Origin of the sequence: Streptomyces sp. NPDC046881, assembly GCF_040645015.1 — a bacterium.
Classification (GTDB): Bacteria; Actinomycetota; Actinomycetes; order Streptomycetales; family Streptomycetaceae; genus Streptomyces.
In genome coordinates, this window is record NZ_JBEYXJ010000023.1 from 50,266 (window position 1) to 72,834 (window position 22,569).

Consider the following 22,569-nt stretch of genomic DNA (forward strand, 5'->3'; position numbering starts at 1 on the left):
AGGAATCGGATTCCAGATGGTTCATACCGGTTTCTTCGGGTGTCGCACCGGGTGCAATTAGGGTGCCCTAACTCGTAAGCTGTATCAGCCGCAATCGCGCCTTACCGAGTCGCTCCGGAGACCACGTGCCCAGCCCCTACAGAGCCCTGTTCGCCGAGCCGGGCACCAAGGCCTTCTCCGCCGCGGGACTCATCGGCCGGATGCCGCTGTCGATGATGGGCATCGGCGTGGTCACGATGGTCTCCCAGCTCACCGGGCGGTACGGCCTCGCGGGCGCCCTGTCGGCCGCCATGGCGCTGTCCGCCGCCGCGGTGGGCCCGCAGATCTCCCGGCTCGTGGACCGGCACGGGCAGCGCCGGGTGCTGCGCCCCGCGACCCTGGTGGCGCTGGCCGCGGCGGCCGGGCTGCTGCTCGCCGCCCACCTGCGGGGGCCGGACTGGGTGCTGTTCGTCTGCGCGGCCGGCATCGGCACGGTGCCGAGTCTGGGCGCGATGATCCGGGCCCGCTGGGCGGCGCTGTACCGGGGCACCCCGAAGCTGCACACCGCCTACTCGTTCGAGTCGGTCGTGGACGAGGTCTGCTTCATCTTCGGGCCGATCATCTCCATCGGCCTGTCCACGGCCTGGTTCCCGGAGGCGGGTCCGCTGCTGGCCGCCTGCTTCCTAGCGGCCGGCGTCTTCTGGCTGACCGCCCAGCGCGCCACCGAGCCCGCGCCGCACCCGCGCGAGCGGCACGGCGGCGGCAGCGCCCTGCGCGCGCGGGGACTCCAGGTGCTGGTGGCCACCTTCATGGCGACCGGCGCGATCTTCGGTGCCGTGGACGTGGTCACCGTCGCCTTCGCCGACGAGCGCGGCCACAAGGGCGCCGCAAGCGTGGTCCTGGCGCTGTACGCGGCCGGCTCCTGCGTGGCCGGCGTGGTCTTCGGACTGCTGCGCTTCAGCGGTGCGCCGGAACGCCGTTGGCTGCTGGGCGTGGCGGGGATGGCCGTGAGTATGATCCCCCTCCTACTGGTCGGAAACCTGCCGCTTCTGGCCGTGGCGCTGTTCGTTGCGGGGCTGTCCATCGCACCGACGATGATCACGACGATGTCCCTCATCGAAGAGCACGTACCGCGCGCGCAGCTCACCGAAGGCATGACCTGGGTGAGCACCGGCCTCGCCGTCGGCATCGCGGCCGGCTCCTCCGTGGCCGGCTGGGTGATCGACGCGGCCGGAGCACGGGCCGGGTACGGGGTTCCGGCCGTGTCCGGAGCCGTCGCGGTCGCGGTCGGTTTCCTCGGGTACCGCCGGCTGCGCAGGCCGGCCGCGGGTCGGGGAGGCACCGTTGAGCAGCACAGCGAGCGGGAAGAACGGCACCTGGCGTAACTGGGGCGGGAACGTCTCCGCCCGGCCCGCCCGGCAGGTCGCGCCGGCCTCGGTGGAGGAGCTGGCCGCGGCGGTGCGCCGGGCGCGGGAGGACGGCCTGACGGTGAAGGCGGTCGGGACCGGGCACTCCTTCACCTCGATCGCCGCCACCGACGGCGTGTTGATACGCCCTCACCTGTTGACCGGTATACGCACCATCGACCGGGCGTCCATGACGGTCACGGTGGAGGCGGGCACCCCGCTCAAGAGACTCAACGCCGCCCTCGCGCGCGAGGGCCTCTCGCTCACCAACATGGGCGACATCATGGAGCAGACCGTCTCGGGGGCCACCAGCACCGGCACGCACGGCACGGGCCGCACGTCCGCCTCCATCGCCGCGCAGATCAAGGGCCTGGAACTCGTCACGGCCGACGGCTCGCTGCTCACCTGCTCCGAGAAGGAGAACCCGGAGGTGTTCGCCGCGGCCCGCATCGGCCTCGGCGCCCTGGGGATCGTCACCGCCCTCACCTTCGCCGTGGAGCCGCTCTTCCTGCTCACCGCGCGCGAGGAGCCCATGCCCTTCGAGCGGGTCCTCGCCGAGTTCGACCAACTGTGGGCCGAGAACGAGCACTTCGAGTTCTACTGGTTCCCGCACACCGGCAGCACCAACACCAAGCGCAACAACCGCAGCGCCGGCCCCGCGCAGCCGGTGGGGCAGGTCGCCGGATGGTTCGAGGACGAGTTCCTCTCCAACGGCGTCTTCCAGGTGGCCCAGTGGGTCGGCCGGGCGGCCCCCGCGACCGTTCCGGCGATCGCGCGCCTGTCCAGCAGGGCCCTGTCCGCGCGCACGTACACGGACATCCCGTACAAGGTCTTCACCTCGCCGCGCCGGGTGCGCTTCGTGGAGATGGAGTACGCCGTCCCGCGCGCGGCGCTCGTCGCCACGCTGCGCGAACTGAAGGCCATGGTCGACCGCTCCGGTCTGCGGGTCGGCTTCCCGGTCGAGGTGCGCACCGCCCCGGCCGACGACATCACCCTGTCCACCGCCTCCGGCCGGGACAGCGCCTACATCGCCGTGCACATGTTCCGGGGCACGCCCTATCAGGCGTACTTCACCGCCGCCGAGCGCATCTTCACCGCGCACGAGGGGCGCCCGCACTGGGGCAAGGTGCACACGCGGGACGCCGAGTACTTCGCCCGGGCGTACCCGCGCTTCGGCGAGTTCACCGCACTGCGGGACCGTCTGGACCCGGACCGGGTGTTCCAGAACGCCTACCTGCGGAGGGTGCTGGGGGCGTAGGCGGGCGAAACCTTTGGTTCCGTTTCTGGTGATTGCGTGAAGTCGGCCACGTTCATGATCGGTAAAACCGGTTGCGGAGGGCCAAGTCCCCGCCCTTGCCAGAAGTTGGGCGGCGCGCCGATCCACGCACGTGGTCCGAATGGAGTACTGTTGCGAGCCCTGGGTCCGGTCTCCCACCAGGGTGCCCGCGACCTTGCAGGATCGCCGGGAGGGGGCTAGTTGCACAGGGTGACGGAGTTGGTCACTTAGCGTTGCGAACAGGTAACCGTGCCATAACGGCGGTCCCGGGCCCGCGCCCGACACGCCGGGCAACTCGGCAAGGTTGTGGCAGGCTGCACCCGGGCAGGCCACACTCGACTAGCGGAAGCAGCGACGCACGTGACGTCGGCAGGCACCACCCGGGAGGTCCCCATGCCCGAACTGCGTGTCGTGGCCGTCTCGAATGACGGCACACGGCTGGTGCTGAAGGCTGCCGACTCTACGGAGTACACGCTTCCGATCGACGAACGCCTGCGCGCCGCCGTGCGCGGCGACCGTCCCCGTCTCGGCCAGATCGAGATCGAGGTCGAGAGCCATCTCCGCCCGCGTGACATCCAGGCGCGGATACGGGCCGGTGCCACCGCGGAAGAGGTCGCCCAGCTCGCCGGCATCCCCGTCGACCGGGTACGGCGGTTCGAGGGCCCGGTGCTCGCCGAGCGCGCCTTCATGGCCGAGCGGGCCCGCAAGACCCCGGTCCGCCGCCCCGGCGAGAACTCCGGCCCGCTGCTCGGCGAGACCGTGCAGGAGCGGCTGCTGCTGCGCGGCGCCGAGAAGGACACCGTGCAGTGGGACTCCTGGCGCCGCGACGACGGCACCTGGGAGGTGCTCCTCGTCTACCGGGTCGCGGGCGAACCGCACTCGGCGAGCTGGACGTACGACCCGCCCCGGCGGCTCGTGCAGGCCGTGGACGAGGAGGCGCGCTCGCTGATCGGCGAGTCCGACGACCTCGCCGTGCCGGAGCCGAGCTTCCCGTTCGTCCCGCGCATCGCCCGGCTGCCGCGCGAGCGCTCGATGGACCGCGCGCTCGAACGGGTCGACCGCGACCGGCCCGGCCTGCCCGCGCAGTCGTCGGAACCGGACGAGGACGGCACGAGTGAGCGCGACTCGCTGACCAGCCTGTTGGAGGCCGTACCGAGCTTCCGGGGCGACCTGGTGGTCCCGGAACGACCGGCGGAGCCCTCGGAGGACCCCGACGACGAGCCCGCCGCCGAGGAGCCGCCGGCGCCGGCCGCGTCCGCCGGCTCCGCCTACGCGGACGTCCTCATGCCGCGCTCCGTCAGCAGCCACCGCGACCGGCTCGTCGGCGCGACCGACCGGCAGGCCGAGGCCGACGGCGTCCGCCCCGGCCGCCGGGCCGCCGTGCCGAGCTGGGACGAGATCGTGTTCGGCACCCGCCGCAAGAAGCAGGAGTAGGCCGCCGTACGGATACGGGAGGGGGCACGCGCGCGTGCCCCCTCTTCGGACCGTCCGCTACTGCGGATCCGCCCCCACGGCCACCGGTCGCGCCGGGTCCGAGGACCACTCCGACCACGAACCCACGTACAGGGCCGCCGGGATGCCCGCCACCGCCAGCGCGAGCACCTCGTGGGCGGCGGAGACGCCCGAACCGCAGTACACGCCCACCTCGGTGTCCTCGGACACCCCCAGGGCCTTGAAACGGTCCCTCAGCTCCGCCGCGGGCAGGAAGCGGCCGTCGGGGCCCACGTTCTCCGTCGTCGGCGCCGACACCGCGCCCGGGATATGGCCGCCGACCCGGTCGATCGGCTCCACCTCACCGCGGTACCGCTCCCCCGCGCGGGCGTCGAGCAGCACACCCGTACGGGCCAGCGCCGCGGCGTCGTCCGCGTCCAGCAGGCCGGTCCCGGGCGCCGGTGCGAAGTCGCCCTCGGCCGGCTCCGGAGTCTGCACGGACAGCTCGCCCCGCCAGGACGGCAACCCGCCGTCGAGCACCCGCACGTCCGGGTGACCCGTCCAGCGCAGCAGCCACCACGCGCGCGCGGCGGCCCAGCCCTGCCCGCCGTCGTACACGACGACCGGCCGCCCCGCCGACACGCCGGCGCGGCGCATCGCCGCACCGAACTCCGCCAGGTCGGGCAGCGGATGCCGGCCCCGCGCGCCGGGCGCGGCGGCCAGCTCCCGGTCCAGGTCGACGAAGACCGCGCCGGGGATGTGCCCGGCCGCGTACGCGGCCCGGCCGTCGAAGGCCGGCGCGCCCGCCGCCTTCGCCACGCTCAGCTGCCAGCGCACGTCCAGCAGCGTGGGCGGGTTGTCCCCGGTCAGCTCGTGTGCAAGATCGGATGCGGTGATGATGGCTGTCATGGCGTCCATCCATACGCCAGGGGTGGCCGCGGCGTCCAGGTCCGGCTACTCTGCTCGGCCGGACACGCTCGATCACCGGGCGTACTGGACCGAGCACGGGCTGTACATCCGACGGGCACCCGTCGGCCATCGTCAGGAAGCGGCGAAAGACGGCAGATCGGGCATCCTCCCGGAGTGACGGCCGAGTGGCGCGGTACGGCCCCGCGGCACCGCCGGAGGATGCGGGCACCGGCACGGGCGTACGCGCCGGCGGCGTGGACACCCCTTCCGGGGAGCGGAAGCGACACGGCCACCGCGAGGGGCCGGGGAGAGAGTGATCGATGACCGAGGCACGGGAGTCGGCCGGTCCGCACGCGCGGCGCGCGCCCGGCACGCCCAACTGGGTGAGCCTGATGGTGCACGGGCTGGACGCCACCGAGGAGTTCTACGGTGAGCTGTTCGGCTGGGAGTTCCGGCCGGGCCCGCAGCAGCTCGGCCCGTACGTGCGGGCGCTGCTGGACGGGCGGGAGGTGGCGGGCATGGGCCAGCTGCCGCCGGACCGCCGGCTGCCGGTCGCCTGGACGCCGTACCTCGCCTCGGACGACGTGGACCGGACCGCCGACACGGTACGGCTGTGCGGCGGCACGGTGGCCGTCGGCCCGCTCGACGCCGCCGAGGCCGGGCGGATGGCGATCGCCGCCGATCCCTCCGGTGCGGTGTTCGGGATCTGGCAGGGCTCCGCGCACTTCGGCACGGCGATCAGCGGCGTGCCCGGCACGCCCGTCTGGAACGAACTGGTCACCTTCGAGACGGAGAGCGTCGCCAAGTTCTACACGAGCGTGTTCGGTTACGAGGAGGAGCCGGTGGTCTCCGCCGACTTCGACTACCTGACCCTGCGCCTGGACGGCCGGCCGGTGGCCGGGCTCCACGGTGTGGGCCACGTCCTGCCCCGGGACCGGGGGCCGTACTGGCGGACGTACTTCGAGGTCGCCGACATCGGTGCGACGCTGCGGCAGGTCACCGGGCTGGGCGGGCGGATCCTCCGGCCGGCCCACGACAGCCCGCACGGGCGGGTGGCGACGGTGGCGGACCCGGAGGGCGCCGAGTTCTCGGTGGTCCAGGACCCGCGCTGAGAGGCCTCTAGGAGGCCGGGACGGGCAGGACGTCCGGGGACAGGGCCGCCGCACGGGCCGACGCGGCGGTCATCCGGCGCCGGTGGTGGCGGCGGCACAGCACCTCGTAGCCGATCTCGCCCGCGGACTGGTTGACGTCGCCGACGACCACCTGGGCGCCCTCGACCACCATCTCACCGCCTATCGTGCGGGCGTTGTGCGTGGCCCGGGCGCCGCACCAGCACAGCGCCTCCACCTGGAGCACCTCGATCCGGTCGGCCAGCTCCACCAGCCGCTGCGAGCCCGGGAACAGCTTGGAGCGGAAGTCGGTGGTGATGCCGAAGGCGAACACGTCCAGACCGAGATCGTCCACCACGCGCGCGAGCTGGTCGATCTGCTCGGGCGCGAGGAACTGCGCCTCGTCCGCGATCACGTAGTCGGCCCGGCCGCCCTGCGACAGGTGGTCCACGAGGTAGGCGTACAGGTCCTGGCCGTCCTCGACCTCCACCGCGTCGGTGACCAGGCCCAGCCGGGAGGACAGCTTGCCCTCGCCCGCCCGGTCGTCCCGGGTGAAGATCATGCCGGCCAGTCCGCGCGCGGAGCGGTTGTGCTCGATCTGCAGAGCCAGCGTCGACTTCCCGCAGTCCATCGTTCCGGAGAAGAACACCAGCTCGGGCATGAGGGGTTGAGCACCTTTCGGTGAGTCGTCGGGAGGGTGGAGCGCTTCAGGAGCGTACTTCGAGCAGCGGGACGAGCTGCTCGGCAGGGGTCATCGAGCCGTGGTTGCCGACCAGCGCCGACTCCTTGGGCTCCCGCTCGGAGGCGATGATCAGGACGTCGTCGTGCGCGGCGGCGATCACGTCCCCGATCCGCGGGTACACGCGCTCGTCGACCTGCGGGCCGAACCAGCCGGCCGCGATCGCCTCGTCCCGCGAGGCCACCCAGAACTGCTCGCCGAGCACCTCGCGCCAGACGGTCAGGACGTCGCTCTCGGCGCCGGGGACCGCGTACACGTGCCGGGCCCGGCCCTCGCCGCCCAGCAGGGCCACGCCGGCGCGCAGCTCCCAGTCCTCGTCGAAGTCGATGCGGTGCTGCTCGTCGAACGGCACGTCGACCATGCCGTGGTCGGCGGTGACGTAGAGGGCGCTGCGCGGGGGCAGCTGCTCGGCGAGGCGCTGGACGAGCCGGTCGACGGTCATGAGCTGGCCGCGCCAGGTGTCGGAGGCGACGCCGTAGCGGTGCCCGGCGCCGTCCAGCTCCGAGTAGTACGTGTACACCAGCGAGCGGTCCCCGGCGGCCAGTTGCTCGGCCGCCAGGTCCATGCGGTCCTCGCCGGTGAGCCGGCCGTGGAAGCCGCCGCCGCTGAGCGCGACCTTGGTGAGCGGGGTGTGCTCGAAGGCGGGTGAGGAGACCTGCGCGGCGTGCACACCGGCCTCGTGGGCCAGCTGGAAGACGGTGGGGTACGGCTGCCAGGGGCGCGGTTCCGTGTACGGCTGCCAGCGCAGCTGGTTCATCAGCTCGCCCGTGCCCGGGTTGCGCACGGTGTACCCGGGCAGGCCGTGCAGGCCGGGCGGCAGGCCGGTGCCGACGGAGGCGAGGGAGGTCGCGGTGGTCGCCGGGTAGCCGGCGGTGAGCGGGCGGCCGGTGCCGCCGCGCGAGCTGCCGAGCAGGGAGGTGAGGAAGGGAGCCTCGTCCGGGTGGGCTCTGAGCTGCTCCCAGCCGAGCCCGTCGATCAGGAACACGCAGACCCGGTCGGTGGCGGTCAGTTCCCCGATCGTGGCGGTGAGGCCGGGCACGCCCATGCCGGCGGCCAGGGTGGGCAGCAGGTCGGCCAGGGAGCCGGTGCCGTACTCGGGCAGCGGTGCGGTGTCCAGGGCGAGGGGTTCCGGGTGGTCCCAGGCGGAGAGCTGGGACATCAGCGCGTGAGGTCCGCGGTCGCCTCCGAGATGGCCTGCGCGAAGGCGAGCGCCTGGCGCACCGTCTCCGGGCCGTCCCCGGCCTCGCTGACGCGCAGGCTGAGGTCGTCCGCCGTGGAGCTGCCCGTGTAGCCGTGGTCGGCGTCGCAGTTGGGGTCGCCGCAGGCGGCGGGCTCCAGGTCGATACGGCTGACCGCACCCCAGCCGATGGTCAGCACGACCTCGCGGGGCAGCGTGCCCGGCGTGTACTGCTCCGGGTTCGCGACGACCCGGCTGACCACGACCGAGGAGATCCGGTCGAGCTTCACGGACTCGGTGGAGGTGGTGGCGTACGGCGTCGGGGACGTGCTGTCGGCGGCCTGCTCGTCGGTGTGGCTGACGATGAAGCGGTTGCCGGTGAGGACCAGCACGGTGACGTGCCGGCGCACCTCGTTCTGGTCGAACGTGGTCTCCTGGTGGACCAGGTACGACCGGACGGGCTCGCCGCCCACCGCGGCCTCCACCGCCTCGGCCACGAGGGCCGGGTAGTAGCCGCTGCGCTCGATCGCCGCGCGCAGCCCCTGGGTCGTCGTACTGGTCTTGGCCATGGCGTCCATCCTAATCCGTGGGCAGGGGCGGTCCGGGCCAGTCGCGTGGACCGGGGGCGGCCTCCGTGTCCGCGCGCGGGGGCCTGCGCACGAGTCCCGGGCGGATGGCCAACGCTTCGGCGGCTACCAGGCAGGAGACGGCCTCCCGGCCGCCGGCATCCGCCTCGAACGCGACGACGAGGGGCGCGGCCTCCCCCAGGACCCGGGCGAGACGTGCCGTCTCCCGGGGGGTGGGCGGGCGGAAGACGGGGTCCTGGAAGGCCGGCGGGCAGGAGACGAACAGCGGGGCGGTGAAGATCACTTCGAGGCCGTGGTGGTGGGTGAGGTCGTACCCGGCGGCCAGGCGCAGCTGCCCCACGTCGCAGGCGGTGATCTCCCAGTCCCACCAGCTGCCCTCGGGCAGCTTCCGTCCGACGATCTCCATGGCTCCCCCCTCCCCCGGGCCCGCTCAGTAGGCCGGCAGGGTCCGCGGGCCCAGGTCGTCGCGGGCGGGGGGCGGTGCGAGCCGCACCGTGGCGCCGAGCACGCTGACCCCGTGCGGGGCGACGACGACCGGCTCCAGGGTGACCGCGACCACCTCCGGGTGGTCGTCGACCAGCCGGGACACCCGCAGCAGCAGTTCCTCCAGGGCCGGGGTGTCCACCGGGGTGGAGCCGCGCCAGCCGAACAGCAGCGGGGCCGTCCGGATCGACCGCACCAGCGAGGACGCCTCCCGGTCGGTGACCGGGACCAGCCGGTGGGCCATGTCGCCGAGCAGCTGGGAGGCGGCACCGGCCAGGCCGAAGGACAGCACCGCGCCGGCCGCCGGATCGATCACCGCACGGACGACCGTGTCGACCCCGCGCGGTGCCATGCCCTGCACCACCGGCCGCAGCTCCTCCGGCTGCCCGAACAGCTCGGTCAACTCGGCGTACGCCCGTAGCAGTTGTTCCTCGTCGGCGAGGTCCAGGCGGACTCCGCCCAGGTCGGCGCGGTGCCTCAGGTGCGGGGCGGTGGCCTTGAGGGCGACCGGGTAGCCGAGCGCGCGGGCGGCCTCGACGGCGGCCCCCGGCGTGGGCGCGGGCAGGGCGCGGCGCACGGGGATGCCGTACTTGCCGAGCAGCTCGCAGGTCTCCGCGTCGGAGATGGTGAGCCCCTGCCCGCGCGTGAGCAGCTCGCCGATCAGCCGCGCGGCCCCCTTCTCGTCGATGTCGTCGTACTCCGGCACCTTCCCGGGGTCGGCCGCCTCCCGCCGCCACCCGGCGTACTTCACAGCTTCGGCTAGGGCCCGGACGGCGCGTTCGGCGGCGGGGTAGGCGGGGATGAGGTGGGTGCCTTCGGGAGGGGTGGTGAGGGGGGCGGGGGCGGCCGCGCCCGCGGGGCCCGGCGCCCTGTCGCCGGCTCCGGGCGCGGTGCTCGCCGCGGCGGACAGGGCCTCGGCCAGCCCGCCGAGCTCCACGTGCACCACCAGCACCGGTTTCCCCGGCACGGCGGCCGCGGCCGACCGCAGCGCCTCCGCCAGTTCGGCGTCGCCCGGGGAGCCCTCCCCGATCGCGGGGATCGCCGTGACGACGACGGCGTCGTTCGTGCCGTCGGCCAGCGCGGCGGCGAGCGCCCGGTGGAAGTCCTCCGCGGTCGCCCCGGTCGTCAGGTCCACGGGCCGGGCCGGCCGCAGCCCCTCGGCCAGACACCGGTCGTACGTCAGCACGCCCAGCGACTCGGAGTTGCCGAGGATGGCCACGCGCGGGCCCGCGGGCAGCGGCTGGCGCGCGAGCAGCAGTCCCGCGTCGACCAGTTCGGTGATCGTGTCGACCCGGATCACGCCGGCCTGCCTGAGCAGCGCGGAGACGGTCGCGTGCGGCAGCCGGGTGGCCCTGACCGCGTGGCCCTGCGGTGCCGTGCCGGTCCCCTGGACCACCACGAGGGGCTTGGCCGCCGCCGTCCGCCGGGCGAGGCGGGTGAACTTGCGGGGGTTGCCGATGGACTCCAGGTACATGAGGACGACGTCGGTCTCGGGGTCGTCGTACCAGTACTGCAGGACGTCGTTGCCGGAGACGTCGGCGCGGTTGCCCGCGGAGACGAAGGTGGAGACGCCGGTGACCCCCGTGACGCCTCCGCCGCGCCGGTGCAGCCGGGACAGCAGGGCGATGCCGATGGCGCCGGACTGGGCGAACATGCCGATGCGGCCGGGGCGGGGCATCTCGGGGGCGAGCGAGGCGTTCAGCCGGACGTCCGGGGCGGTGTTGATGAGCCCGAAGGCGTTCGGGCCGATGATCCGCATGCCGTACGCGCGCGCGGCGCGGACCAGGGCCCGCTGCCGTTCACGCCCCTCGGGGCCGCTCTCGGCGTACCCGGCGGAGAGCACGACCAGCCCCTGGACGCCGTGTTCGCCGCACTCGGCGACCACGGCGGGCACCTGCTCCGCCGGTACGGCGACGACGGCGAGGTCCACGGGCCCGCCGATGTCCCGCACCGAGCGGTGCGCGGGCACCCCGTCGACCTCCTTGAGGTCCTCCGGGAAGAGCTGGTTCACGGCGTACAGACCGCCGGTGTAGCCCGCGTCGCGGATGTTGCCGAGGACGCTGCGGCCCACCCCGCCGGGGGCGCGCCCGACGCCGACGACCGCGACCGAGCCGGGCGCGAGGAGCCGTCGTACCGAGCGGGCCTCGGCGCGCTGCTCCCGCGCGCGCTGCACGGCGAGGGAGCGGTCGGTGGGTTCGAGGTCGAACTCCAGGCGGACGACGCCGTCCTCGAAGCTGCGCTTCTGGGTGTAGCCGGCGTCCGTGAACACCTTGATCATCTTGGTGTTGGCCGGCAGCACCTCGGCGGCGAAGCGGCGGATGTCCCGCTCGCGCGCGACGGCGGCGATGTGCTCCAGCAGGGCGGAGGCGACCCCGCGGCCCTGGTGGGCGTCCTGCACGAGGAAGGCGACCTCGGCCTCGTCGGCGGGCGCGGAGGCGGGCATGCCGTCGGCGCCGATGCGGTCATAGCGTACGGTGGCGATGAACTCGCCGCCGATGGTGGCCGCGAGTCCCACCCGGTCCACAAAGTCGTGGTGCGTGAAGCGGTGGACGTCCTTGGCGGAGAGCCGTGGGTACGGCGCGAAGAAGCGGTAGTACTTCGACTCGTCCGAGACCTGCTCGTAGAAACTGACCAGGCGGTCGGCGTCATCAACGGTGATGGGCCGGATGCGTGCGGTGCCCCCGTCACGCAGCACCACGTCCGCCTCCCAGTGGGCGGGGTACTGGTGCCGGTCCTGCCGGTCCGCCGAGGTCTGCATGGGCCCCAGAGTACGGCTCGCGTACGACAACGGCGCGGGGCAGTCTGTGGAGGACGGAAAGCCGGACCGAGGCCGCGGTCCGGCCCCACGGCGGAAGGGGACGGACGTCCTCTCCGGGCACGCTTCACGATATGGGAAACTGGTCTAGACAACCCTGAACACCGAAGGGCAGCAACACATGGCTGAGCGCCGCGTCAACGTCGGCTGGGCCGAGGGCCTCCACGCCCGCCCCGCCTCCATCTTCGTCCGAGCCGCCACGGCCGCAGGCGTCCCGGTGACGATCGCCAAGGCCGGGGGCAACCCCGTCAACGCGGCCTCCATGCTCGCCGTTCTGAGCCTGGGCGCCCAGGGCGGCGAGGAGATCGTCCTCGCCTCCGACGCCGAGGGTGCGGACGCCGCACTCGACCGGCTGGCCAAGCTGGTCTCCGAGGGCCTGGAGGAGCTGCCCGAGACCGTCTGAGCGAGCACCGCACAGAGCGCCGGAGCCGCGTTCGCCTTTCGGGGCGGCGCGGCTTCGCCGTTTCCGCGCGCCCCGGGCCGTCGATTTACCGGGCGCCCGGAAAACGGCATGAATTACCGCACCATGAATTCCGGGCAGCAGAGAAGACCCCGCCCGGAATAACTCCTCTTTGTATACGGCGCCCGTGTTAATGCCGCTGGCCCGACATGTTTACGGCTTGTTGCGAAGTCCTCACACGTTCCGTGGCGCCGGAAAAGCGCAGCCGGTGCGCGCCCGTCGCGCGCTCGGCGTGCAGCGCGGTGAGCGCCCGCGCACGCTCGGCGTCCCCGCGCGCCACCGCGTCCACGATGGCTCCGTGCTCCGTCCAGGACTCCAGCGGGCTGGCCGGCGCCTCCACCGTGTACATCCAGGCGATCTTGTGCCGCAGCTGGGTGAGCATCGAGGTCAGCGACGGGCTCCCGGAGGCCTGGGCGAGTGTCTCGTGGAACCAGCCGCCCAGCGAGCGCAGATCCTCGCTGCCGCCCCGCCTGGCCCGCTCCTGGCCCAGCCGGACCAGGCCGCGCAGCACCTTCAGATGGGCCTCGGTGCGCCGCTGGGCGGCCCGGGCGGCACCCAGCGGCTCCAGCAGCATCCGCATCTCCAGCAGGTCGGCGGCCTCGTGCTCGGTCGGCTCGGCCACGCACGCGCCCGCGTGCCGGCGCGTGACCACGAAGCCCTCGGCCTCCAGGGTGCGCAGCGCCTCGCGCACGGGGACGCGCGAGACGCCGTACCGGCGGGCCAGGACTTCCTCGGTGAGGCGGCTGCCGCGCTCGTAGACGCCCGCGACGATGTCGTCCCGGACAGCGGTGCACACCGAGTGCGCCGGAATACGCATGACCGACCTCCGCCTTAATCCCCGTGAAACGTCGACGATGGACGCGTGTTCCGTGACTCTATTCCAATGAGCCGGAATTTCCGACGGCGAGCCCTAATCCATGGATATTTTTTGGTCAGCGGATCCGGCGGACACTGCGAAAAACGGCGAAAGCCCCGGCTCGGTGAGCCGGGGCCTCGGAGGGTCGTGCGCGGGACGTCAGAGGTTCACGCCGTGCTTGCGGAGGTAGGCGATCGGGTCGATGTCCGAGCCGTACTCGGGGCTGGTCCGCGCCTCGAAGTGCAGGTGCGGGCCGGTGACGTTGCCGGTGGCGCCGGACAGGCCGATCTGCTGGCCCGGAGCGACCTTCTGGCCCACCGTGACCCCGATGGACGACAGGTGGCCGTACTGCGTGTACATGCCGTCCGCCATCCGGATCACGATCTGGTTGCCGTACGCGCCGCCCCAGCCGGTGGAGACGACCGTGCCGGAGCCCACCGCGTGGACGGCCGTACCGCTGGCCGCGTGGAAGTCGATGCCGGTGTGCGAACCGGAGGACCACAGGGAGCTGCTGGCCTGGTAGCCGGTGGAGACGTACGAGTGCGCGATGGGGGCGACGAAGGTGTTCAGCAGCTTGCGCTCGGCCTCGCGGGCGGCGCGGGCCTTGGCCGCGCGCACCTCCGCGGCCCGCTTGGCGGCGGCCTTCGCCGCGGCCTCCTCGGCCGCCTTCAGCTCGGCGGCCTGCTGCTGGGCGGTGGCCTGCGCGTCGATCTGCTCGGGGACGTCCTCGGTCACGGTGAGGACGGGGACGAGGCCGGTCTGCTCCGTGGAGTTCTCGGCGGCGAGCGCCGGGGAGGCGGCGAGGGTGCCGATCACGCCGGTGGTGGTGAGGGCCGCGACGCCGGCCGCCTGGGCCGTGGTCCGCTTGACCCGGCCGGGCTTGCGGTGCTTCCCGGTGGCGCACATGAACGCCATGAAGTGACTGGTCCTTTCCTTCCCTCTCGCCTACCGGGTTAGCTGACGGGTTCGGAGCAGGAAGGTCTCCTACGGGCCCCCTCGCAGCCGCGCGGGCGCCCGATTCACCCCAGGGACGGTGGGTCCCCGGCTCCCCTGGCTCGCGCCGTACGGGGACTCGGCGATGACTGTCCGGTGCCGCGGGTGCGGCGCACTGCCTGACGAACAGCCCGGACGACGCTACGGCGACGCGCTTTCAATCCTCAAACGCAGCCGGGATTTTGTAGCGCATCCCACAGGGCAGACAGGCAACCTCCGCCCCAAAACGGGCATCTGAGGGACCGAGTGGAACAGCTGGGCCCTGACGACCCGTAGGTCGCCAGGGCCCACGCGCGCGTGCCGTTACTCGGCCGCCACCACGGTCACTTCACCGATGCCGAGCGCCTCCACCGGCGCCTTGATCCGAGCCGCGTCACCGACGAGGACGGTCACCAGGCGGTCCACCGGGAACGCGTTCACGACGGCCGCGGTGGCCTCCACCGTGCCCGTGGCGGCCAGCTGCCGGTACAGCGTCGCCTGGAAGTCGTCGGGCAGGTGCTGCTCGACCTGGTCGGCCAGCGTGCTCGCGACGGCCGCCGCGGTCTCGTACTTCAGCGGCGCCACGCCGACGAGGTTCTGCACGGCGACGTCCCGCTCGGCGTCGGTCAGACCCTCCGCCGCGACGGTCCGCAGCACCTTCCACAGGTCCTCCAGGGCCGGGCCGGTGTTGGGCGTGTCCACGGAGCCGCTGATGGCGAGCATCGCCGCGCCCGTGCCGTCCGGCGCGGACCTGAGGACCTGCCCGAAGGAGCGCACACCGTAGGTGTAGCCCTTCTCCTCGCGCAGGACGCGGTCCAGGCGGGAGGTGAGGGTGCCGCCGAGGCAGTACGTGCCGAGCACCTGGGCGGGCCACACCCGGTCGTGCCGGTCAGGGCCGATCCGGCCGATGAGCAGCTGCGTCTGGACGGCGCCGGGCCGGTCCACGATGACCACGCGCCCGGTGTCGTCGGCGGTCACCGGCGGCACCGGCCGGGGCTCGCCGGGGGTGCCGGTCCAGGCGCCCAGGGTGTCGCCGAGCAGCCCGTCCAGGTCGGTTCCGGTCAGGTCGCCGACGACGACCACGGTGGCCGTGCCGGGCCGCACATGGCGGTCGTAGAAGGCGCGTACGGCCCCGGCGTCGATCTTCTCGACCGTCTCCTCGGTGCCCTGGCGCGGCCGGGACATGCGCGAGGTCGCCGGGAACAGCTCCTTGGAGAGTTCCTTGGCGGCCCGCCGGGCGGGGTTGGCCAGCTCGTGCGGGATCTCGTCCAGGCGGTTGCGGACCAGCCGCTCGACCTCGCTCTCGGCGAAGGCGGGCGCGCGCAGGGCGTCGGAGAGCAGCCCGAGGCCCTTGGCCAGGCGGGAGGCCGGGACCTCCAGGCTGAGCCGGACGCCGGGGTGGTCGGCGTGCGCGTCCAGGGTGGCGCCCGCGCGCTCCAGCTCGGCGGCGAACTCCTCGGCGGAGTGCTTGTCGGTGCCCTCCGAGAAGGCCCGCGCCATGATCGTGGCGACGCCGTCCAGGCCGGCCGGCTCGGCGTCCAGCGGCGCGTCCAGCAGCACCTCGACGGCGACGACCTGCTGGCCGGGGCGGTGGCAGCGCAGCACGGTCAGGCCGTTGTCGAGCGTGCCGCGCTCGGGGGCCGGGAACGCCCAGGGCCTGGCCTCGCCGGGCTGCGGGCGCGGGTGGAAGTCCATGGTGGCGAGCTCGGTCACTTGGCCGTCTCCTCGTTCTCGTTGCCGGCCTCTACGGTGGCTTCCTGCTCCGGGTCCTCGGGGACCCGGGCGTCCTCGACGGACTGCGGCGGGGACTTCGGCTCGTAGACGAGGACCGCGCGGTTGTCGGGCCGCAGGCGGGCCCCCGCGACCTCCTGGACCTCCTCCGGGGTCACCTGCAGGACGCGCTGGACGGCGGTCAGGGCGAGCTGCGGGTCGCCGAACAGGACCGCGAACCGGCACAGTTCGTCGGCGCGGCCGGCGACCGTGCCGAGCCGGTCCAGCCACTCGCGCTCCAGCTGTGCCTGGGCGCGCTCCATCTCCTCGGGGGTGGGGCCCTCCGCGGCGAACCGGGCCAGCTCCTCGTCGATGGCGGTCTCGATGACCGGCACCTCGACGTCGCCGGAGGTCTTCACGTCCAGCCAGCCCATGGAGGGCGCGCCGGCCAGGCGCAGCAGGCCGAAGCCCGCCGCGACGGCCGTACGGTCGCGGCGCACCAGCCGGTTGTACAGGCGGGAGGACTCGCCGCCGCCGAGGATCGTCAGCGCGAGGTCGGCCGCGTCGCACGCGCGCGTGCCGTCGTGCGGGAGCCGGTAGGCGGCCATCAGGGCGCGCGCCGGGACCTCCTCCACGACGACCTCGCGCTTCTGCTCGCCGATGACGTCCGGCAGGGAGCCGTCGCGGGGCGCGGGCTTGCCGTCGTGGGACGGGATGGAGCCGAAGTACTTCTCCACCCAGGCGAGGGTCTGCTTGGGGTCGATGTCGCCGACCACGGAGAGCACCGCGTTGTTCGGCGCGTAGTACGTGCGGAAGAACTGGCGGGCGTCCTCCAGGGTGGCCGCGTCCAGGTCCGCCATGGAGCCGATCGGCGTGTGGTGGTAGGGGTGGCCCTCCGGGTAGGAGAGCGCGGTCAGCTTCTCGAAGGCGGTGCCGTACGGCACGTTGTCGTAGCGCTGGCGGCGCTCGTTCTTGACGACGTCCCGCTGGTTCTCCATGGACTCGTCGTCCAGGGCGGCCAGCAGGGAGCCCATGCGGTCGGCCTCCAGCCAGAGCGCCAGCTCCAGCTGGTGGGCGGGCATGGTCTCGAAGTAGTTGGTGCGCTCGAAGCTGGTGGTGCCGTTGAGCGAGCCGCCGGCGCCCTGGACCAGCTCGAAGTGGCCGTTGCCCTTCACCTGCGCGGAGCCCTGGAACATCAGGTGCTCGAAGAGGTGAGCCAGGCCGGTACGGCCCTTGACTTCGTGGCGGGAGCCGACGTCGTACCAGAGGCAGACCGCCGCCACCGGGGTCAGGTGGTCCTCGGACAGCACCACGCGCAGACCGTTGGCCAGGCGGTGCTCGGTCGCTGTCAGGCCCCCGGAGCCTGCCTCGGCTGTGGTCGTGTGACCCATGGGCATGTACGTCCCTTCGCGAGCGGAGGCGGTTGATGGAAACCGCGGTTTTCCTGCCGTTCCTGCCACTGTATGCAAAGCGATCGGGGCCTCGGCGAAGTTCCCGCGGGGCGTACGCCCACAGCGGATCGCGTAGCCTGCGTCGGACTCCGCTCCGCCGGTCCGGCGAGCCCCCCGGACCGGGTGGTGGCACGGGTTGTCGGTGCCTAGGTCCACAATGGTCCGCGTCAGATCCGTCAACCGCTTCAGCAGCACGAGCGCCCCGTAGGCGAGCGACCAGATCAGAAGGAGCCAGGCAGCGATGGCCCGCCGCAGCACGAAGACCCCGCCGCCCGACGATTCGTTCGAGGAGAGGATCCTCGACATCGACGTCGTGGACGAGATGCGTGGCTCCTACCTCGAGTACGCGTACTCGGTCATCTACTCGCGCGCCCTGCCGGACGCCCGTGACGGTCTCAAGCCGGTGCACCGCCGGATCGTCTACCAGATGAACGAGATGGGCCTGCGTCCCGAGCGCGGCTATGTGAAGTGCGCGCGTGTCGTCGGCGAGGTCATGGGCAAGCTGCACCCGCACGGCGACGCGTCGATCTACGACGCCCTCGTGCGCATGGCGCAGCCCTTCTCCATGCGCGTGCCGCTGGTCGACGGCCACGGCAACTTCGGCTCGCTGGGCAACGACGACCCGCCGGCCGCCATGCGGTACACCGAGTGCCGCATGGCCGAGGCGACGAGCCTGATGACCGAGTCGATCGACGAGGACACGGTCGACTTCGCGCCGAACTACGACGGCCAGGAGCAGGAGCCGGTGGCGCTGCCCGCCGCCTTCCCGAACCTGCTGGTCAACGGCTCCTCGGGCATCGCGGTCGGCATGGCGACGAACATGCCGCCGCACAACCTGCGCGAGGTCGTCGCCGCCGCCCGCCACCTGATCCGGAACCCGAACGCCGACCTGGACGCGCTGATGAAGCACGTGCCGGGCCCGGACCTGCCCACCGGCGGCCGGATCGTCGGCCTGGACGGCATCCGGGACGCGTACGCGACCGGTCGCGGCACCTTCAAGATGCGCGCCACCGTCTCGGTCGAGACCGTCACCGCCCGCCGCAAGGGCCTGGTGGTCACCGAACTGCCGTTCACGGTCGGCCCCGAGAAGGTCATTGCGAAGATCAAGGACCTGGTCAACGCGAAGAAGATCCAGGGCATCGCCGACGTCAAGGACCTCACCGACCGCGAGCACGGCCTGCGCCTGGTCATCGAGATCAAGAACGGCTTCGTGCCGGAGGCCGTCCTGGAGCAGCTGTACAAGCTGACGCCGATGGAGGAGTCCTTCGGCATCAACAACGTCGCCCTGGTCGACGGCCAGCCGCTCACCCTGGGCCTGAAGGAGCTGCTGGAGGTCTACCTGGACCACCGCTTCGAGGTGGTCCGGCGCCGCAGCGAGTTCCGCCGCGGCAAGAAGCGCGACCGGCTCCACCTGGTCGAGGGCCTGCTGACCGCGCTGGTCGACATCGACGAGGTCATCCGGATCATCCGGTCCAGCGAGAACTCCGCGCAGGCCAAGGAGCGCCTGATGGAGCGCTTCTCGCTGAGCGAGGTGCAGACGCAGTACATCCTCGACACGCCGCTGCGCCGGCTCACCAAGTACGACCGGATCGAGCTGGAGGCGGAGAAGGACAAGCTCACCGCGGAGATCGAGGAACTGACCCGGATCCTGGAGTCGGACGCGGAGCTGCGCAAGCTTGTCTCGGCCGAGCTGGCCGCCGTGGCCAAGAAGTTCGGCACCGACCGGCGCACGGTCCTGCTGGAGTCCGCGGGCGCCCCGGCGGCCACGGTGCCGCTGCAGGTGGCCGACGACCCGTGCCGGGTGCTGCTGTCCTCGACGGGGCTGCTGGCCCGTACGGCGACCGCGGAGCCGTTCCCGGAGGCGGCGGGCGCCAGGCGCGTCAAGCACGACGTGATCGTCTCGGCGGTGCCGGCGACCGCGCGCGGAGTGATCGGTGCGGTCACCTCGGCGGGCCGGCTGCTGCGGATCAACGTGGTCGACCTGCCGCAGCTGCCCGAGCCGGTGAGCGCGCCGAACCTCTCCGGCGGGGCCCCGCTGGCGGAGTTCGTCTCCCTGGAGGACGACGAGACGGTGGTCTGCCTGACCACGCTGGACGAGTCGTCGCCGGGTCTCGCGCTCGGCACCGCGCAGGGTGTCGTCAAGCGGGTGGTGCCCGACTATCCGTCCAACAAGGACGAGTTGGAGGTCATCACGCTCAAGGAGGGCGACCGGATCGTCGGCGCGGTGGAGCTGCGCACCGGCGAGGAGGACCTGGTGTTCATCACGGACGACGCGCAGCTGCTGCGCTTCCAGGCCTCGATCGTCCGCCCGCAGGGCCGCCCGGCGGGCGGCATGGCGGGCATCAAGCTCGCCGAGGGCGCGAAGGTGATCTCCTTCACGGCGGTCGACCCGGCCGCCGACGCGGTGGTGTTCACGGTGGCGGGCTCGCGCGGCACGCTGGACGACTCGGTGCAGACGACGGCCAAGCTGACCCCGTTCGACCAGTACCCGCGCAAGGGCCGGGCCACGGGTGGTGTGCGCTGCCAGCGGTTCCTGAAGGGCGAGGACTGTCTGTCGCTGGCCTGGGCGGGCCCGCTGCCCGCGCGCGCGGCGCAGAAGAACGGCACCCCGGTGGAGCTGCCCGAGGTGGACCCGCGCCGGGACGGCTCGGGCACCTCGCTGCCGAAGACGGTGGCCGTGGTGGCGGGGCCGGTGTCCTGAGCCGGGCGGCCCGCGTCTAGGCGGGCGGATCCTCCAGGTCCGCTTCCGCCTCGGCCCCCGGTTCGTCCGGGTCCTGTACGTAGCGCAGGACGCCCCACATGCCGTGCTCGTCGGCGTGCGGGGCGTCGTTCGCGCACCCCTCGAGTTCCTTGTCGAGGGTGTCCGCGTCGATGCCGGAGCCGATCAGCACGAGCTGGGTGAGACGGGCCTCCCCGGGCGCCCACGGCTCCGGGTAGAAGCGCAGGAACCGGCCGACGGCGTGCACGGCGTACCGGTTGCGCGGGTCGTACGGCCCGAAGTCGACGTACCCCTTGATCCGGTACAGCCCCTCGGGCCGGCTGTCCAGGAACCGCATGAGCCGGCGAGGCTCCAGCGGCACGTCGGCGGTGAAGGACAGGCTGTCGTAGCCGGTGTGCAGGTGGCCGGCGTGGTCGTCGGCGCCGTGGTCGTGCAGGTCGTCGAAGGACAGCTGCCCGACGCGCTCCTCGCCGGGCCGGCAGTCGAAGAGGAACTCGGGGTCGATGCGGCCGTAGGTGGCGGGGACGACGGCGGCGCGGTCGGTGAGCGAGCGGACGAGCCCCAGGACCCGGTCGGCGTCGCCGGCGCGGTCGAGCTTGTTGACGACGATCAGGTCGGCGAGGGCGAGGTGCCGGTCGATCTCCGGGTGCCTGGCCCGCGTGTCGTCGAACTCGGCGGCGTCGACCACCTCGACCAGACCGCCGTACACGATGCCGGGATGCTCGCTGGCGAGCACCATCCGCACGAGTTCCTGCGGCTCCGCCAGTCCGCTGGCCTCGATGACGATCACGTCGATGCCGGTGGCGGGCGCGGCGAGCCGGTCCAGGTAGAGGTCGAGTTCGCCGGGGTCGACGGCGCAGCACAGGCAACCGTTGCCGAGGGACACGGTCGAGTCGCCGAGGGCACCGGCGACGGCCATGGCGTCGATCTCGATGGCCCCGAAGTCGTTGACGATGGCCCCGATCCGGCTGCCTCCGCTGCGGTGCAGCAGATGGTTGAGCAGCGTGGTCTTCCCGGAGCCCAGGAAACCGGCGAGCACGACGACCGGGATCTGCTGCGGGCTACCGCTGTCTACCGGGCTGTTCCCCAACGGGCGACCTCTCTGACGTACCAGCGTGCACCGGCTCGCGGCCCGGCGCACGGACGGGCGTGGACTGGTCGTCCAGGATACGAGCGGCGGGGAACGGTCCTGGTGACGGTCCTGGTGCGTGCGGGCCGCCAGAGCCGGCTGCCGGTGGCCGACGGCTTGCGGCGCCGTCGCGTCGCCGGCCCGCGTCATCGGCCGGAGGCCACCGCCACCCGGGGCTCCGGGCCCACGTACCGTGCCACCGGGCGGATGATCTTCGGGTCGGCTGCCTGTTCCAGGATGTTGGCGCTCCAGCCGACCACGCGTGCCGCGGCGAAGGTGGGGGTGAACATCTCCCGGGGCAGGCCGCACAGTTCCATGACCACACCGGCGTAGAACTCGACGTTCGTGTGGAGTTCGCGGCCAAGCTTCAGCTCGGCGAGGATCGCCTCCACCCGGCGCTCGACCTCCACCGCGAAGTCGACCCGGGGGCCGCCGAAGCCGAGGGCGATCTCCCGCAGCATCCGGGAACGGGGGTCCTCCGTGCGGTAGACGGCGTGACCGAAGCCCATGATCCGGTCACCGGCGAGCACCCGTGCGCGGATCCAGGGGTCGATCCGGTCGGGCGTGCCGATGGCGTCCAGCGTGTCCAGGGCCCGGCTGGGCGCGCCTCCGTGCAGGGGGCCGGAGAGGGCGCCGACGGCGCCGGTCAGGCAGGCCGCGACGTCGGCGCCGGTGGACGCGATGACGCGCGCGGTGAACGTTGACGCGTTGAATCCGTGGTCAATGGTTGAGATCAGGTATTGCTCGACCGCACGGACCCGACGGGGATCCGGTTCCGAACCGGTCAGCATGTACAGGTAGTTGGCCGCGTACGAGAGGTCCTCGCGGGGCTCCAGGGGATCGAGGCCCCGGCCGAGCCGGTACAGCGCGGTGAGCAGGGTGGGTACGGCCGCACAGGCGGCCAGGGTGTCGGCGCGCCGCTGGTTCGGGTCGATGTCGTACACCGGCCGGAAGCCCCGGGCGGCGCCCAGCAGGGACAGTGCCGTGCGCAGTCCGGCCAGCGGACCGGAGAGCCGGCCGGCCCCGGCGATCGCGGGCAGGGCCGTGCGGACGTCGTCGGGCAGGCGCCGCAGGGCGGCGGTCTCGGCGGCGAAGGCGGCGCCGCGCCGCGGGTCCGGGAGCATGCCGTGGACCAGGAGATGCCAGACGTCCTCGAAGCTGCGGGTGCGGGCGAGGTCGACGGCGGAGTACTGGCGGTAGTGGTAGAAGCTCTCCCGGCCCCGGACGTCGCCGATCTCGGTCTCGGCGACGACGACGCCCGCGAGACCGCGCGGGGCGTCGATGAGCGGGGTGGCGGTCCTGTTGACGGCCATGGTTGCCCTCCCTCGGCTTGATCCTTGACGTGACCTTCGACTTGATCC

General features: G+C 72.8%; 18 protein-coding genes and 1 riboswitch. Of the genes, 6 read left to right on the forward strand and 12 right to left on the reverse strand.

Annotated features, from left to right (window positions below):
• Positions 1-125: 125 nt before the first annotated feature.
• The 3 genes from ABZ923_RS14360 (at position 126) to sepH (ending at position 4,095) form a co-directional block, all read left to right on the forward strand.
• Positions 126-1,364 carry an MFS transporter gene (locus ABZ923_RS14360; protein WP_361470791.1) on the forward strand — a complete coding sequence of 413 codons (1,239 nt, stop codon included), beginning with the start codon at positions 126-128 and terminating at the stop codon, positions 1,362-1,364.
• A complete protein-coding gene (locus ABZ923_RS14365; RefSeq protein ID WP_361470793.1) occupies positions 1,324-2,643 on the forward strand; it encodes a D-arabinono-1,4-lactone oxidase in 1,320 nt (439 codons plus the stop codon). The genes ABZ923_RS14360 and ABZ923_RS14365 overlap by 41 nt, the downstream gene beginning before the upstream one ends.
• Positions 2,644-3,054: 411 nt before the next feature.
• Positions 3,055-4,095: a septation protein SepH gene (sepH, locus tag ABZ923_RS14370; RefSeq protein ID WP_361470795.1), complete on the forward strand. Its 1,041-nt coding sequence runs from the start codon at positions 3,055-3,057 to the stop codon at positions 4,093-4,095.
• A 57-nt stretch (positions 4,096-4,152) separates the two neighbouring features.
• Here the strand turns inward: sepH and ABZ923_RS14375 are convergent, their stop codons facing one another.
• Positions 4,153-5,001 (reverse strand): sulfurtransferase, encoded by an 849-nt coding sequence (locus tag ABZ923_RS14375; RefSeq protein WP_361470797.1) that lies wholly within the window; start codon positions 4,999-5,001, stop codon positions 4,153-4,155.
• 320 nt (positions 5,002-5,321) lie between these two features.
• Here ABZ923_RS14375 and ABZ923_RS14380 point away from each other — a divergent pair, with 320 nt between their 5' ends.
• Positions 5,322-6,113, forward strand: coding sequence for a VOC family protein (locus tag ABZ923_RS14380; protein ID WP_361470799.1), 792 nt, complete (start codon positions 5,322-5,324; stop codon positions 6,111-6,113).
• A gap of 7 nt (positions 6,114-6,120) precedes the next feature.
• Here ABZ923_RS14380 and ABZ923_RS14385 read toward each other — a convergent pair whose 3' ends face one another.
• Genes ABZ923_RS14385 through ABZ923_RS14405 form a run of 5 tightly spaced genes read right to left on the reverse strand, consistent with a single transcriptional unit; the run spans position 6,121 to position 11,854 of the window.
• Positions 6,121-6,771, reverse strand: coding sequence for a thymidine kinase (locus ABZ923_RS14385; protein ID WP_361470801.1), 651 nt, complete (start codon positions 6,769-6,771; stop codon positions 6,121-6,123).
• Positions 6,772-6,817: 46 nt separating this feature from the next.
• The gene (locus ABZ923_RS14390) at positions 6,818-8,008 is read right to left on the reverse strand and encodes a nucleotide pyrophosphatase/phosphodiesterase family protein (protein ID WP_361470803.1); all 1,191 of its coding nucleotides are present in this window, start codon (positions 8,006-8,008) and stop codon (positions 6,818-6,820) included.
• A complete protein-coding gene (locus tag ABZ923_RS14395) occupies positions 8,008-8,595 on the reverse strand; it encodes a DUF5998 family protein (protein WP_234335867.1) in 588 nt (195 codons plus the stop codon). The genes ABZ923_RS14390 and ABZ923_RS14395 overlap by 1 nt, the downstream gene beginning before the upstream one ends.
• Positions 8,596-8,605: 10 nt before the next feature.
• Complete coding sequence (locus tag ABZ923_RS14400) at positions 8,606-9,019, reverse strand: hypothetical protein (RefSeq protein WP_361470805.1); 414 nt, start codon at positions 9,017-9,019, stop codon at positions 8,606-8,608.
• Positions 9,020-9,043: 24 nt separating this feature from the next.
• Positions 9,044-11,854, reverse strand: a complete 2,811-nt coding sequence (locus tag ABZ923_RS14405) for a GNAT family N-acetyltransferase (protein ID WP_361470807.1) — start codon at positions 11,852-11,854, stop codon at positions 9,044-9,046.
• A 178-nt stretch (positions 11,855-12,032) separates the two neighbouring features.
• Between ABZ923_RS14405 and ABZ923_RS14410 the strand changes: the two genes are divergently transcribed.
• Positions 12,033-12,314 carry an HPr family phosphocarrier protein gene (locus ABZ923_RS14410; RefSeq protein ID WP_361470809.1) on the forward strand — a complete coding sequence of 94 codons (282 nt, stop codon included), beginning with the start codon at positions 12,033-12,035 and terminating at the stop codon, positions 12,312-12,314.
• A 187-nt stretch (positions 12,315-12,501) separates the two neighbouring features.
• Here ABZ923_RS14410 and ABZ923_RS14415 read toward each other — a convergent pair whose 3' ends face one another.
• The 4 genes from ABZ923_RS14415 to ABZ923_RS14430 all read right to left on the reverse strand — a co-directional run bounded on the left by ABZ923_RS14415 (position 12,502) and on the right by ABZ923_RS14430 (position 17,306).
• A complete protein-coding gene (locus tag ABZ923_RS14415) occupies positions 12,502-13,188 on the reverse strand; it encodes a GntR family transcriptional regulator (RefSeq protein ID WP_361470811.1) in 687 nt (228 codons plus the stop codon).
• Between the two features lie 198 nt (positions 13,189-13,386).
• Positions 13,387-14,142 (reverse strand): M23 family metallopeptidase, encoded by a 756-nt coding sequence (locus ABZ923_RS14420; protein WP_361470813.1) that lies wholly within the window; start codon positions 14,140-14,142, stop codon positions 13,387-13,389.
• 12 nt (positions 14,143-14,154) lie between these two features.
• A riboswitch (cyclic di-AMP (ydaO/yuaA leader) is annotated at positions 14,155-14,315 on the reverse strand.
• Between the two features lie 208 nt (positions 14,316-14,523).
• Entirely contained in the window at positions 14,524-15,912 is a 1,389-nt protein-coding gene (locus ABZ923_RS14425) for a pitrilysin family protein (RefSeq protein WP_361470815.1), read from the reverse strand.
• Positions 15,909-17,306: a pitrilysin family protein gene (locus tag ABZ923_RS14430; RefSeq protein ID WP_361470817.1), complete on the reverse strand. Its 1,398-nt coding sequence runs from the start codon at positions 17,304-17,306 to the stop codon at positions 15,909-15,911. Before ABZ923_RS14430 ends, ABZ923_RS14425 begins: the two co-directional genes overlap by 4 nt.
• Positions 17,307-17,601: 295 nt before the next feature.
• On the opposite strand from ABZ923_RS14430, the gene ABZ923_RS14435 reads away from it, so the two are divergent.
• Entirely contained in the window at positions 17,602-20,061 is a 2,460-nt protein-coding gene (locus ABZ923_RS14435) for a DNA topoisomerase IV subunit A (RefSeq protein WP_361470819.1), read from the forward strand.
• 16 nt (positions 20,062-20,077) lie between these two features.
• Here the strand turns inward: ABZ923_RS14435 and ABZ923_RS14440 are convergent, their stop codons facing one another.
• Both ABZ923_RS14440 and ABZ923_RS14445 read right to left on the reverse strand, forming a co-directional pair.
• Positions 20,078-21,169: a GTP-binding protein gene (locus tag ABZ923_RS14440; protein WP_361470821.1), complete on the reverse strand. Its 1,092-nt coding sequence runs from the start codon at positions 21,167-21,169 to the stop codon at positions 20,078-20,080.
• 185 nt (positions 21,170-21,354) lie between these two features.
• Complete coding sequence (locus tag ABZ923_RS14445; RefSeq protein ID WP_361470823.1) at positions 21,355-22,521, reverse strand: citrate synthase/methylcitrate synthase; 1,167 nt, start codon at positions 22,519-22,521, stop codon at positions 21,355-21,357.
• Positions 22,522-22,569: the final 48 nt, after the last annotated feature.

Excerpts from the sequence above, each read along its gene's own strand:
- ABZ923_RS14375 (WP_361470797.1), bottom strand. The coding sequence starts at position 5,001 with ATGACAGCCATCATCACCGCATCCGATCTTGCACACGAGCTGACCGGG.
- ABZ923_RS14445 (WP_361470823.1), bottom strand. The coding sequence starts at position 22,521 with ATGGCCGTCAACAGGACCGCCACCCCGCTCATCGACGCCCCGCGCGGT.
- ABZ923_RS14400 (WP_361470805.1), bottom strand. The coding sequence starts at position 9,019 with ATGGAGATCGTCGGACGGAAGCTGCCCGAGGGCAGCTGGTGGGACTGG.
- ABZ923_RS14420 (WP_361470813.1), bottom strand. The coding sequence starts at position 14,142 with ATGGCGTTCATGTGCGCCACCGGGAAGCACCGCAAGCCCGGCCGGGTC.
- sepH (WP_361470795.1), top strand. The coding sequence starts at position 3,055 with ATGCCCGAACTGCGTGTCGTGGCCGTCTCGAATGACGGCACACGGCTG.
- ABZ923_RS14395 (WP_234335867.1), bottom strand. The coding sequence starts at position 8,595 with ATGGCCAAGACCAGTACGACGACCCAGGGGCTGCGCGCGGCGATCGAG.
- ABZ923_RS14415 (WP_361470811.1), bottom strand. The coding sequence starts at position 13,188 with ATGCGTATTCCGGCGCACTCGGTGTGCACCGCTGTCCGGGACGACATC.
- ABZ923_RS14380 (WP_361470799.1), top strand. The coding sequence starts at position 5,322 with ATGACCGAGGCACGGGAGTCGGCCGGTCCGCACGCGCGGCGCGCGCCC.
- ABZ923_RS14410 (WP_361470809.1), top strand. The coding sequence starts at position 12,033 with ATGGCTGAGCGCCGCGTCAACGTCGGCTGGGCCGAGGGCCTCCACGCC.
- ABZ923_RS14390 (WP_361470803.1), bottom strand. The coding sequence starts at position 8,008 with ATGTCCCAGCTCTCCGCCTGGGACCACCCGGAACCCCTCGCCCTGGAC.
- ABZ923_RS14435 (WP_361470819.1), top strand. The coding sequence starts at position 17,602 with ATGGCCCGCCGCAGCACGAAGACCCCGCCGCCCGACGATTCGTTCGAG.
- ABZ923_RS14385 (WP_361470801.1), bottom strand. The coding sequence starts at position 6,771 with ATGCCCGAGCTGGTGTTCTTCTCCGGAACGATGGACTGCGGGAAGTCG.
- ABZ923_RS14430 (WP_361470817.1), bottom strand. The coding sequence starts at position 17,306 with ATGCCCATGGGTCACACGACCACAGCCGAGGCAGGCTCCGGGGGCCTG.
- ABZ923_RS14405 (WP_361470807.1), bottom strand. The coding sequence starts at position 11,854 with ATGCAGACCTCGGCGGACCGGCAGGACCGGCACCAGTACCCCGCCCAC.